Source organism: Agathobaculum sp. Marseille-P7918, from assembly GCF_964248325.1.
Lineage (GTDB): Bacteria > Bacillota > Clostridia > Oscillospirales > Butyricicoccaceae > Agathobaculum.
In genome coordinates this window covers 1-13164 of the sequence record NZ_CAXTXI010000009.1, presented here as the reverse complement: position 1 = coordinate 13164, position 13164 = coordinate 1, and the positions used below count along the sequence as shown (strand labels likewise).

General features: G+C 51.2%; 8 protein-coding genes. All 8 read right to left on the bottom strand.

What is annotated here, in order from left to right; genetic code table 11:
* Positions 1–82: 82 nt before the first annotated feature.
* Positions 83–934 carry an NAD(P)/FAD-dependent oxidoreductase gene (locus ACESSO_RS11910; protein WP_373165600.1) on the bottom strand — a complete coding sequence of 284 codons (852 nt, stop codon included), beginning with the start codon at positions 932–934 and terminating at the stop codon, positions 83–85.
* Positions 934–1248: a thioredoxin family protein gene (locus tag ACESSO_RS11905; protein WP_373165599.1), complete on the bottom strand. Its 315-nt coding sequence runs from the start codon at positions 1246–1248 to the stop codon at positions 934–936. Before ACESSO_RS11905 ends, ACESSO_RS11910 begins: the two co-directional genes overlap by 1 nt.
* A gap of 2 nt (positions 1249–1250) precedes the next feature.
* Positions 1251–2039: a hypothetical protein gene (locus tag ACESSO_RS11900; protein ID WP_373165597.1), complete on the bottom strand. Its 789-nt coding sequence runs from the start codon at positions 2037–2039 to the stop codon at positions 1251–1253.
* Entirely contained in the window at positions 2015–2182 is a 168-nt protein-coding gene (locus ACESSO_RS11895; RefSeq protein ID WP_373165595.1) for a hypothetical protein, read from the bottom strand. Before ACESSO_RS11895 ends, ACESSO_RS11900 begins: the two co-directional genes overlap by 25 nt.
* A gap of 366 nt (positions 2183–2548) precedes the next feature.
* A complete protein-coding gene (locus ACESSO_RS11890) occupies positions 2549–5083 on the bottom strand; it encodes an S-layer homology domain-containing protein (protein ID WP_373165593.1) in 2535 nt (844 codons plus the stop codon).
* Positions 5077–12369: a beta strand repeat-containing protein gene (locus ACESSO_RS11885; protein ID WP_373165591.1), complete on the bottom strand. Its 7293-nt coding sequence runs from the start codon at positions 12367–12369 to the stop codon at positions 5077–5079. The genes ACESSO_RS11890 and ACESSO_RS11885 overlap by 7 nt, the downstream gene beginning before the upstream one ends.
* A gap of 43 nt (positions 12370–12412) precedes the next feature.
* Positions 12413–12661, bottom strand: coding sequence for an HU family DNA-binding protein (locus ACESSO_RS11880; RefSeq protein ID WP_373165788.1), 249 nt, complete (start codon positions 12659–12661; stop codon positions 12413–12415).
* Positions 12662–12802: 141 nt separating this feature from the next.
* The gene (locus ACESSO_RS11875) at positions 12803–13105 is read right to left on the bottom strand and encodes a hypothetical protein (RefSeq protein ID WP_373165589.1); all 303 of its coding nucleotides are present in this window, start codon (positions 13103–13105) and stop codon (positions 12803–12805) included.
* Between the last annotated feature and the right edge of the window lie 59 nt (positions 13106–13164).

Below are 13164 nucleotides of genomic sequence, written 5' to 3'. Positions count from 1 at the left end.
ACAATCCTTCCAACGCCTTCCGTGCGTCCTGCGCTCCGGAGAAGTCAGCGGGCTGTTCCAACCGACGGCGTTTTCATATGTTTCATGATTCTTTTTTCTGCTTCAGATAGCGAATCGCGGTATGGACGGCCACATTGCCCTCACCTACCGCTTTGGCATACTGATACGGCCGGCCGGTGCAGTCTCCCGCGGCAAAGCAGCCGGGAATATTCGTCTCCAGATCACGGTTTACTGCAATGTGCGCCCCTTCGATATCTAAGCCTTGCAATAGAACAGCTGGAGAAACAGAGTCTTTCAAGAAAAAGATTCCGTCCACGGCGCGCTCTCCATCGGCGTAGGTGAGCAGCAGTTTGCCCCCCTCCCGCCGAATGCTTCTGGGAAAGGAAGGAATACACTCAGCATTGGGCGTATCAACCGCCGCGTAACTGCGGCTGATATACGCTCTGGCGGCAAGGCCAACCAAAAAATCGACCTCCTCCTCAAATGCCGGGTTTGTGGAGACAATGGCCACGGTCTTGCCTCGGTACAGCGCACCGTCGCAGGTTGCGCAGTAGCTTACCCCCTGCCCCACATAGTCCAGTTCACCCGGCACTGTCCCCGTTGCAGAAACCCCCACAGCAAGCAAAACGGTTGTTGCCTCATACATAGTTTCGTTAACACAGGCCGCAAAATAATCCCCCATAGGGAAAATAGAGTCAATGCGCTCCTCGCGTATTTCAAGCTCCATAGTCCCAATCTGCTCTTGCAATACCTTTTGAAATGCACGACCTGATGCCCGACACAGCCCCGGATAGTTGGAAATCTCGGGCGCCTGTGTAATTTTCGGGCTGAGTTCCCGACTGCCGAACCACAGAAAATCCAATCCCCGGGCAGCGGCGGTCAACGCGGCCGAGATTCCTGCTGGGCCACTGCCCACAATCAACAAATCCTTCATCAGAATAGATATCCCGAAATCATCTCGCGCAGCTTGTCGGCCGGAATGACACCAAGATAGCTCTCGGCAAACTCACCATTGCGGTAAAAATGAACCGTCGGCACCGCATGAATTTCAAACCGCTCACCTAGTGCAGGTTCTGCGGTGGTGTTAACCTTGACGATGTTGACAAAGGGCATCTCCGCTGCGATATCCTCCAGAATCTTGCTGAACACCTTGCAGGGTCCACAGTGGTCAGAGAAGAAATCCACGATTACAAAATCCTGCTGGACGAGTTCATCAAAATTTTCTGCGGTTGCATACTGAATGGCCATGGTTAGTCCTCCCTATAAATATTTTTACGGATGTAATCGGATACGGCGTCATAATAGTGAATGCGGTATTGAATCGCCTCATAGTAGGCATAGGGATAGGCGGGGCGGTACGCCTCAACAGTGGAATTCCATGACGCAGCAAGCTCAGCCAGAAAGTCCTCGTATCCTGCCTCGGTCACTGTGAAACCATCCTCTTCCGCCAACTTCCGGCCTAGAAGCATTTGCCATGTGTTTTGCCATGCATCACGCTGCAGCATAGCCACAAGCTCATAATAACTTTGAACCGGGATACGTCCCTCAAACTCCGCCGCTGTCATCTTTTCCAGTTCCATCCCGTCGAACCGTGCAATGACCGAAAGCCGGTTGATGTCCCACTGTACGCTCTGCTGCCAATCCTCCTGGGTGATCAAGACCTCGCTGCGCTCCCGCACGGTCTGAAGCACGGATTGGATGACTGCATAGCTCTCATTAGAGAACCGCTCGTCCAACGCCTGTTCCACCAGATAGGTGTGGTACTGTTCCACCGTGCGCACCCCCTCAAGGCCCAGAGCGTCCACCATCTCATCGGTCAGCGGTGGCACACACCGCTTCTTAACCGAAAGAATTGTGACGCTGACTTCGCTGCCGCGGCAAATAAGCATCTGCGTATCGCCTACCCTTTGTCCCACCAGCTTTTTTTCCTCCTCTCGGTCCAGCAACCCAGCACCCACCGTAATCTTTGCACTGGGGCGCTGGAAGCGCTTGTCCGGAGAAGTCATGCTGCACTCTACCACGTCTCCCAGAGCGGCCACATCGCCGTCTGACCACGTGATGTGGGGTATACCGCACGATCGAACTCCTTTTGCAGCTTCGCCTCGTCAATTTCCGGGCTGCGTTTGAAAGGCGTTATATCGACCTTTTGATATGGGAACATGGAGATGACCCTTGATTGCAAGATATTTTCCTCCCATCATGCACTTTTAGAGACAGTATACATAATTTACCCGAAGTCCACAATAAACCGTGTAGAATCTGCCGGTATCCTTGCCGAATCTGTCGGATTTTGGCACGCGGTTGCAGCGCGCGGCAATTCCATATTGCACAGAGTCATAACGTCCCTGTTGTTTATCGATTTGAATCTTGACTGATTTATTATCAAAACAGTCATTGAAAAACACCGGCATCTACATGAAATGATGTAGACGCCGGTGCTTTTTTCCAGTTGTGTCACCTTGTGCAGTACAGAGTCGGATATGCCGTACTGCGCCACATTCGAGGTTTGATATCCCTCATTGTAGTCGCACAAATAGTACAGTTGGACCTACTTCAGCCCAGTCCAGGTTTCCTTGTTGTTATTCTTGGTATAGTCATGAGCGTTAGTAGCCTCTACGACCTGATAATAAGCCCAGTGGCTGCTGCTTATGTCGTTGAACTGCATCAGGATGTCCTGATGTCCGTCAACATAGCTCTCATCAGCACTGCGGCCCAGCATCCGGTTTACAATTGTGGTTACTTCCGCACGAGTGATGGTATCATAGGGACCAAATGTACCATTCGGATATCCCTGAATCCATCCGTACTGAATGGCTCCCAAAACATACTCATAGAACCAGTCGTCCGAGCTCACATCCGAGAAAATATTCTCTGCGCTGCCTTTCGCATTGGTAAAGCGCATAGCGATGGTTGTGAACTCTGCACGAGTGATAGACCGTGTCGGGTCGTACCGATTGTCCCCCACGCCGTTGATGATGCCCAGCGAAGCCAGAGTATTCACCGCTTGAGCATACCAGGCATCTGCGGAAACATCATTGAAGTTAACCGTGATGGGCACATTCTGATTCAGCAGCAAATTGTAGAACATCTGGGCAGCTTCCGCGCGGGTCATGTTCTTATTCGGACCAAAGAGATTTCCAGGGTATCCACTCAGGTATGCGATATGCTCGGAAGTATTCAGCCAATTGGATACGCCGGTATCGTCCGGATTAGCGACACCCGGATTTTCATCGGGTTGATCAGGCTCCTGCGGATTCGTATCGGGGTCGGTGGTGCCGCCACCGCCGCCACCGCCACCGCCGCCGCTGGGCGTGTTCATAATGGTGTAAGTCAGTTGCAGAGTACCAGTGTAATTTCCTGTTCCAACAACAGTGACGGTATATGCACCCACCTTCACCATTTCGCTCACAGGATTGCCCTCACTATCGGAGTAATTTACGATGTAGTCCACACCTTGAGTCAGGTTCTTGTCGTTACAAGTCACAGTCACAACAGGGTTGTGCGGCTGGTTGTTGTAGTATCCACTGGTGGGAGTCAGCTTCGCGGTGAAGCTATTGGCATTGTCTTCATCGCCGCCTTCCCCTTCACCGCCGCCAATATCCAGCGGATTGACGGTGATCTTTGCGGTCATATTCACCGTGTAATTGCCCGACTTGGCCCCTGACAGGCTGGCTATCACAGCATGCACACCTGCATTCAAATTCGCAGGTGCAGAAAGCTCCACAGTAACATCGTTCACATCCGCATCCAGAATGCCGCTGATCGTCATGGTATCCAGATTAGGAGTCTCACCATAGGTGATAGTCTCCTCACCGCTGACGGTGATTTCCGCCGGGTTGATCATGAAATCCTCAAAGCGGATACCGGTGTAATTGCCGATACCGGTAATGGTCACCCGATGCTTTCCTGCGTTGGTCTGAGTGCCGCCAATCACAGTGTAATCGGTATCCTGCGCTAGCATGTAGACAGTTTCCCTACCGCTGTTGATCGCGGTGACATCAACCGTTCGTGCTTTCGCATCGGAATCAACCATGGGAACGATCCTGCTGAAGGTATCTGGCGTCACGTTGTAAATTCCTGCAATGTCGCTGTCACTGACGGTGACGCTGGCGGTCTGCTCCTTGGCATTATAGTCAGACTCGGGGATTGTTACATCGATGGACAAATCAGAAATATCCTTGGGGTTGATTAGCACAACCAGAGTCGCGCTATTGCCGCCATAGCTGTTTTTACCGGTAATCGTGACGACATAGATACCTGCATTGACCATCTCCGCTTCTTCCAGAGTCGTATCTCTACCGCCATTGTAGGCTACGGAAACGGTGTAGTCATCTGCTGTAAGCTGACTGTCGCCCGCACTTACGGTCAGGCCATCCAGAACAGACTTCTGGTCCTGACCATTGTAGGTCCGTTCAATGAAATTTCCGTCTTGTGATACGTCAACTCCGCCTACGGTGAGACCATCCTCCGTGGACACAGGCAGACGAACGAACACAGTGGAGCCGATAGCTCCCTCGTAGTCGTTGACGCCGGTGGCGGTGATGATATACATGCCCACGTCCGAGAGCTCTTCAGCATTCTCCAGCGCACCACTCTCACCATACTTCTGATAGCTCAGGGTGTAGTCGGTGTTTTCCGTCAGACCAGTGCCGTTCAGTTTCACAGTGATGGCAGGATCGCCCTTATTCACTTCCATCTGAGCCGGTTCTGCCGTCACCTCCAGATGAAGCAATTTGGCAACAATCAGGAAAGTCATGGAACCCGTCAAGCCATCATAGTTTCCAATGCCAGTGACTGTGACGGTAGCGATGCCCACTTCAATGTTGTTACGATATGCCACCGTGTAATCGGTGTCAGCTTTTAACACCTTGCCGCTGGCGTCCTTTACTACCACAGCAGGCGTGATAGTCTCGCCGGTATAGGTCTGATCCGGGATGGCCTCAATCCGAAGACCGGTAGAAGCCACAATCTGGAAGGTCTCCGAACGCACACCAGTATAGTTGCCGATGCCGCTCACAATGGCCGTGGCCGCTCCCACAGTAGTGTTGTTGCTGTATGTGACCGTGTAATCCTTATTCAGCACCAGCTTCTTATCCCCATCTGTGACAGTGATCGTGGGCTGGATGGCCGAACAGTATAGGTCTGATCATCAATCGGATCCACCGTGGTCAACGTAATCTCCTTGGGTCTGATGTTAAATGTGGCAATGCCGGTCATGTTTTCGTAGTTATCCTTACCGATAACTTTAACAGTAGCAAGGCCAGCGTTGACATTGTTTGAGTAGGTCACATCATAATCCGTATCAGCGTTCAAGGTAGCGCCATTATAGGTTACGGTAACCGCAGGCTGCTGTTCGCTGCCATTATAGGTCACGTCGGCAATCTTATCGATAACCAGCGTGCCACTGCTTTGGCCATCTACAGGGGTAATGGTATAGGTGGCTGTCTTGACGCCGGTATAGTTGCCCTTACCGGTGACAGTAATGGTATACTCACCCACATCAATCATACCATTTGCGTTGATACCACCGGATTGGTTGGCATAAGAAAGCTCATAGTCCTTGCCGTATACCAGAATGGCTCCGTCATGTGTGACGATAACTGCAGGAGCGTGGCTCGTGCCGTTGAATACGCCACTATTCGGATATACATTGGCGGTGATGCCGCCAGTGTCGCCGCCGGAAGTGCCGGGCTTGCTCACGTCTGCCGCCGCAATTTGGAAGGTGGTGGTACGCTGACCGCTGTAGTTACCGATGCCTCGGATAGTAACAGTAGCCTCACCAACATTCAGGTTATTGGAATACTCTACCGTGTAGTCCTTATTCAATACCAACTGCTCAGACCGGGTACCGTCGGTAACGGTGGCGGCAGGCGTAATATACCCACCTGTGTAAGTCTGGCTGCCAATGGACGGCAAGGAAATGTCGCTGCTGGCAATATCCTTGCGGGTAATTTGGAAAGCCGATGTGGTGCTCAGATCGCCATAGGTTTCACCCTGACCTTGAATTTTGACCACAACCACGCCCGCATTGACGTTGTCGGTCTCGTAGGACACGGTGTAGTCTCGGTCCTTAGTCAGTTCCTGGCCGCTATAGCTCACTTCCAGAGAAGGCTCAATTGGGCTGCCAGTATACTCCACATCCGAAATAGGTTCAGTTATCAACACCTGGCTCGAATCCGCCGCGGTAATCTCGTATTTTACAGTAACGGATCCACTGTAATTCCCTTTTCCGGTGACAGTAATGGTGTATGTACCCACTTCGATCATTCCGGAAGCAGTTACATCACTGCTGTCGCTATCCTTCGTATAGGTTACGTAATAGTCCTTGTTTTCCTCCAGCAGTAATCCCTTGTAATGAACCATCACAGCAGGGGTATGTGCCTTGGCGGTGTATGCACCCTTGCTTGGATAGACCTCCACGGCGAAATCCGTACCGGGTGTAGTTGGGTCAGTGTCTGTACCGCCGATGTTCGCCTGAGTGATGTTGAAGGTCACTTCTTTCGTGCCGGTGTAGTTGCCTCGGCCAGTAATAACGGCAGTCGCTGTCCGGCTGCTCACGTCCACATTATTCTTATAACCCAGAATGTAATCCGCGCCCATGATCAGCTCGGCCTGTCGGGTCATGTCCGTGATGGTAAGTTCCGGCTCAATGGCGCTGCCAGTATAAGTCTGGTCAGGAATTGCACCGACGGAGATATCATCGAGAGTGATATCCTTAGGCGTAATAGTAAAGGTTGTAGCGCCTACCATGCCTTCATAATTGGTATCCGCGTTACCGCTGACAATAACAGTCGCCTGACCTACGTTAACATTGGCGCTATAGCTTACGGTGTAAGCATCGGGCTGCACCACTTGTCCGTTGTAGGTTACACTGACTGTGGGTTTAATGCTGTCTCCGGTATAGGTTTTGGAATCGATGGGGGCGATAGCCAGTGTGCTGCCCGCACCGGTAGAGCTATCACTCACCGGAGTGATGGTGTAGCGAGCGTCCACTGTGCCGGTGTAATTGCCCTGACCGGTGACAGTGATGACATAAGTGCCTACGTCGATCATACCGCCAGCACCAACATCCACACCCTCGAGGGTCTTATACATCAAAGTATAGTCGCTGTTAGCATCCAGTGCCACGCCGTTGTAGGTCACTACCACAGCAGGATTGTGTGTCACACCGGTATACACGCCGGTAGGCGGATATACCGCAACACCAAACCCACTGCCGGGCGTAGTGGTATCGCCATCCCCGCCGCCGATATCCACCGTACTAATGGTAAAATTCTGTGCATTTGTACCCTTGTAGTTGTTGATGCCGTAAATCGTCACGGTAGCAGTTCCTACATTGATATTGCTAGAGTACTCCACATAATAGTCCGTACCCTCTACCAGAGTCTTTCCGCCATCTTGGATGGTAATCGTCTGCCGGATGGGGCTGCCGGTGTAGTTGGCATTCTTGATGCCGTTCACGGTGAGAGAAGCTATATTCTTTGGTTCAATGGTAAAGGTAGCACTGCCGGTCATGCCTTCATAGTTTGTGCCAGTCTTACCGGTAACGGTGACCACACCAAGACCCGCGTTTACATTAAAGTCATACTTCACCGTATAGTGGGTATCCTTCGTCAGCGGTGTGCTGTCAAAAGATACGGTCACCTCCGGCTCAATAGCATTGCCGGTGTAGGTCTGGTTCTGAATGGGTGCGATGGTCAAACCGCCGCCTGTACCAGCGGTGCCGGTTGCGGGCGTAATGGTGTATGTGACCTCGCGCGTACCGTTGTAATTCCCCTTGCCGGTGATAGTGAGGGGGTAGGAACCAACATCTGTGTGCTGAGCGTGGTCCGGATCCACCAGAGTATAATCAGTATCCTTGATTAGCTCAGTTCCACTGCTAATAGCATTGTCGGTGACAGTGAAGGGGTGGTCATGCGCCTGACCGTTGTAGACCGCCTCAAGAGTGCCGTCTACCACAATATTCTCATCCGCAATGTTCTTTGGCTGGATGTAGATGGTCAGGTTGGCGGTACCGCTATAGGTATTCTTAGCCGTGACAGTAACCAGATAGGTACCCGCGTTGATCAACTGCGCATCAGCCACGCTATTCCATGTCGTTGTATTGTTGTATTGGATGGAAATATCGTAATCTGATGCAGACAAGTTACTGTCCTGATACTGCACCTTCAGACCATTCAGCACCGTGTTTTGGTTCTGACCATTGTAGGTGAGCACCTGATTGTCTGCATCAATGCCGGTGATGGTCAAATCATTACCAGTATCCACCGGAATGCGCACGAAAGTGGCGGAACCGGTAGCACCCTGATAGCTTCCCCTGCCGTTTGCAGTGATCAGATAAATGCCCGCCGCAGTCATGGAAGCGTTTGTAGACTGCAAAGCACCATTCTCGCCATACATCTGGTAACTCAGGGTATAATCGTTATCGGCAGACAACTGCACATTGCCCGAGCTTACGGTGATAGTGGGCGCTCCCTGACTTGTTGTCATCTGCACCGGATCCACCGTAACAGTGAGCGCGTTGCCCGCAGCAGTAATACGGAAAGTGCTGTTTGCAGTTTTGCCCGCATAGTTACCCTTACCAATGACACTGACATTTGCGTTGCCTACGTTGGTATTGTTGGTGAAGTTTGCGGTGTAATCTGTTTCCTTGGTCAGCATACGACCGTTGCTATCGTACACCACAAGATCAGGCGTAACCGCTTTTCCGGTGTACTCCTGATCCGGAATGGCGGCAATAGAAATGTTTGCGGGCGGCACGATTTGGAAGGTCTTGCTTGTGCTCGCCTTATAGTTGCCAATACCCTGAATCGTCACAGTAGCACCGCCGCCTACTTTCGTGTTATTGCTGTAACTTACCACATAATCGGCGTTGAGATTCAGTGTTTTTTCACCGTCTTTGATCGTCACACCGGGACGCAGTTCGCTACCGGTGTACTCCTGCTGGGCGATGTTTTCCACCGTAACACTTGAGTCATTGATGGCTTTCGGCTCAACAATGAAGGTTGCAATGCCCTGCAAATCCTGATAGGTCACCAAAACGGTGTAAGTACCGGCGTTAGCGCGTGTATCGCTGCTGTATTGTACCTTGTAGTCTCCTGAGGACACTTCTTTTCCATTGTACTTTACAGTGAGCGTAGGCGTCTTTGTTGTGCCGTCATAAGTGAAAGGACCATTCGCTGTCACTTCCAGCTGGGGCAGAATCCACACAGCGTAATAAGTGGCGCCCGGGGTAGCCGGAGCGGTGATGGTCAATTGACCCACGGTAGCACTCTTGTCAGTACTCCATCCGGCAAAGACATACCCGCCTTCACGGGTCGGAGCATCGCCATAGTTCATCGTCTGGCCGTAGACCTGATTAGACAATGTCTTGGTATTCTGTGCTGCACCAAACGTACCGCCATTGGCATTCAACGTAACGGAAATATCATCTCTCGGGGTATAAACAGCATAATAATCCGTGTCTGTTGTGAACGTCGTTTGCATCAGAGCGTCCACCTGAACTGTCGGACCGCTGGGACCGTTCTTGGCCCACCCTTGGAAATTGTAACCCGTAATGTTGGGTGTCAGGGCGTTGATCTCACTCTTCTTATTCGTAGGGATAGTCTGGCCATTACCCACGGAAGCAGTCAGAGCAGCACTCGCGCCCCAACTGTCCGCCTCCGTCCATGTGTAGAAAGAGACAGTGTGGTTAGGCGCGTAGATGGCATAGTAGGTGGTATCCCCATAGGGCACCAGAGCGTTGGTCAGGTTCATGCCTGTTGTAGCACTCTTGTCCAAACTCCATCCGATGAAAGAAGCGTTAGCACCATCCCCCTCATAGGGCGTAGGCACTTCCATGATACTGCCGGGTGTCTGCTTACCTGTCTTGGTCTGCTCCGAGCCTGTAGTTCCATCAGTAAAGCCATAGGGTGATACAAAAGTGATGTTCACCGGGTCAGTGTCAACATAGTAGAGGTTAAAGGCATTGGACCCTGAACCCGTGAGTTCCACCAGGCTGTCACTGCGGGCACCGTCCATTACATAGTTATCAGTCAGACCACCAATATAACTCGACACCTGCCCCAGCGCCATGACAAGATCGCGATCCAAGCTGGAGCCTAACATGCCGCCAGTGAAAGGTAAAGTATAGGTTGCGTTGCCCACATGAATGGTCACCGTGTAACTCACATAAGGACTGTTACTGTTATTCTCGAACACAGGATAGAGATTGATGACGGCCTTGCCGGTGTTACCGTAGGTAATGGCAGATTTGTTCGCCGCGACCACATCTCGCGGAATGCTCTGACCGGGAAGATAATAGTCATCTACGTATCCGCCATTGGTAGGAGTCAGGCTCCACCCGACGAAGGTTGTGCCTGCAGGTGCATTGGGCTGCAAGCTGGCGTCAAGAACCGATGTCGCCAAATTATCCATACCCAAGTTGAAGGCCGCGCTATCGGTATAGTAACCATCGCCTACATTGCCATCCCAGTCATACTGGAAGGAATAATCAATGAGGTCAGACTTGATATAACCCGGACTACTACCAGCATCAGTAATTTTTTGGCGGTTCTGAGTGCTCGGTGCACCGCTACCGCCATCATTGGTTCTATACGTCTTAGCTCCATACCATGTAGTACCGGTATCCGTCGTCGGGATCAAGGCATCGCTTTCGCCCATGCGGAACTGTGTCACATAGTAGCCGAATTCCGGAGTGACCCAGACCGCGCCATTCTCAAGGGGATAGATGCCGCAGCCGATGGGAGCAGGCTTTCTATCATCTTCAGACGCCATTGAAGCGTTATTGTAGTATTCAACGTTGAGTCCGTCTCCCATCTCGTAGATAATGAGGTCGGGAAAGGTCACGGGCGCCATATTGGCGCGGTCAAGCTTGATATTATTATTAAGTACCTTGAAGGTTATATAGAAATCGGCTTGTTTGGGATAGGTGTATTGGGTGCTAGACTGGTACTGAATCCACACACTAGTGGTTACCTGTGCCATCACATTGCCCGCTGAATCATAGATGGTGGTATCAGCAGATGCCTCATGAGTGCCTTTTCCGCCCCACTCCCAGGCTGGCAGGTTGAGTGCCGTGCCGTTGAGTACCAGGGTATTCACCAGATAGCTTGCACTAGATGCGTTACAATAGAATCGCAGTATATCACCTTGTTTGATGGTTGTGGTGGTGCTATTTTTGTCGAGTGCAGTGCCATTACTGCCGCCGCCCGGGAATAGCTTCACCTCATTGCCATGGTAACTGTTCGGGCTATCTATGTAGTGGCTATAGTCCAGCGTAAAACTGGTCTTACCCAATAAATTCTCATAGTTTGCAGTTACCGTTTGATCCCCGCTGAGCATCGAGCCGGTCAAGGTCAGTGTGTATTCCTTGATTTGATAGCCGCTCGTTGCAGAGTTAAAGAGCACGTTGTTGCCGCCACCGGTGGTGTTGGTCACTGTGAGATTGCTGTTCGTACCTATTCCAAACGTCAGTTCCAGAACACCATTCTTAGGAATCTGGTAGACGTAATCTCCGGTTGTGCGGTGCACCCCATTAACCTTATTATTAGCGTGGTTGCCCGGATCCTCAATGTGCAGGGTCAGTTTGTAGGCCTGCTCATACACAAGGTATACATCCCAATCGTTTATGTCGAAGGCATCCATGCTATTGCTGCTCAAGCTGCTTTTGACATAGTAACAACCGTTTAAAAGGTTGACATAGGTAATGGGAATCGGGCTGGCCGTTCCGCTTTTAGGCCGCAGTTCTGCCCCTTGGAAGTAATAGGGGGAACTCAACCCAGCCACAACCTCCTGCGCCTGCGCCTCGGTGATATCACCGGGAACAAAGTCAGACTTTTGGGCAAGCGTCTCGCCAGTATCCGACACTGCGGTGACGGGAACCTTCAGCTTACCTGCAGACGTGCGATAATTGAGGTAGAGAGTCTGGCCCGCGTGCGCTTTAATATCCTCATAGGTGAGGCTCGTAACGGGATCAGCTGTCAGTGACCGCTCCCAAGTGGCATACTGATAGTAGTATGTGCCTACCTTAGTAGTTGTAACATCCATCAGTCCGTATCCGGCCACCATGTTAGCCGGCGACATCGAGCCGTCGCCGATCGAAAAGCTGGCGCCGTCCAAGGTGATTTTCTGCTTCGTAGCATCGTTAAACTGCCCTGACAGATTAGCCGGCGGACTGCTGCCGTCGACCACCCTGACGCCAATCTGCGTAATGTTGAAGGCGTCCTTAACGAAACTTATGGTATAATCCTTATCCGATGTCATAGCCCGCGTGCTCACGCCGTCGGAAGAAGAACTGTTTCCTGACTGGCCAGCCGCGAAAGCCGTTGGAAACAATCCCATGACCAATGCCAAAAGCCGTTTCTTCATGTTTCCATCTCCTTCTTTTTATTTGTCTTTTCTTTTGCCGGATTCACTCAACTGTTTTTTTCAATACCTGCGCTGGCCTGAATGCAACACTCCTTTCCTCAGGCAGGTGGATAAGTTCACCGGTGCGGGGATTCCGTGCGGTACGGTCCCTGCGGATGCTGGTATCAAGCACGGCAAACCTAGAACCTTGCAGTCTATCCCCACGAGTCATAAGTTTGTCCAATGTTTGGAACACCACATCCTTCATCTGCTCGTCCTTCCGCTTGAGCAACCTGATTTCACCGATTACCAGTTCAATGAATCTTTTTATGTAATTACATTCACGTATGGATTAGGCCGTCCGAACGCTTTCCTCGGTGGGATATATCCTATCGTCAGACCCGTTGAACCGCATGGTTCGAACGCGGAGAGGAATCATACATTCCGCCACTCCCTATGGACAGGCTGCACTCACCAAGACCTGCCAGTATACAGGCCTCGCTCGCGGCCAGTAGACTAACCATTTGTTTTTCATTGATTCTGCACCCCTATCAGCAAAATCTATATTTAAATCTATATTTTGTTGATAGGAAGGCATCTGCGCGACCAAATACACCGTTTTCACGGTACTGCATACGCCTTCAAACAGCCTCAGCAGAATAAAAAAGAGCACAAGAAAGGCGATCGCAAAATCTTTGAGTTTTGCGATCTGCCTTTTTGCGCCCTCTTTTAGAAAAATTGTAGGTTTGTCAAACATATTGGACAGAGAACTCAAAAGGAGAAAGCCAACCCAGAGGCCTCATGGGAAAGTTGTTG

Coding starts and splice junctions, on each gene's coding strand:
- ACESSO_RS11905 (WP_373165599.1), bottom strand. CDS start 1,248: ATGGCCATTCAGTATGCAACCGCAGAAAATTTTGATGAACTCGTCCAG.
- ACESSO_RS11875 (WP_373165589.1), bottom strand. CDS start 13,105: ATGTTTGACAAACCTACAATTTTTCTAAAAGAGGGCGCAAAAAGGCAG.
- ACESSO_RS11885 (WP_373165591.1), bottom strand. CDS start 12,369: ATGAAGAAACGGCTTTTGGCATTGGTCATGGGATTGTTTCCAACGGCT.
- ACESSO_RS11910 (WP_373165600.1), bottom strand. CDS start 934: ATGAAGGATTTGTTGATTGTGGGCAGTGGCCCAGCAGGAATCTCGGCC.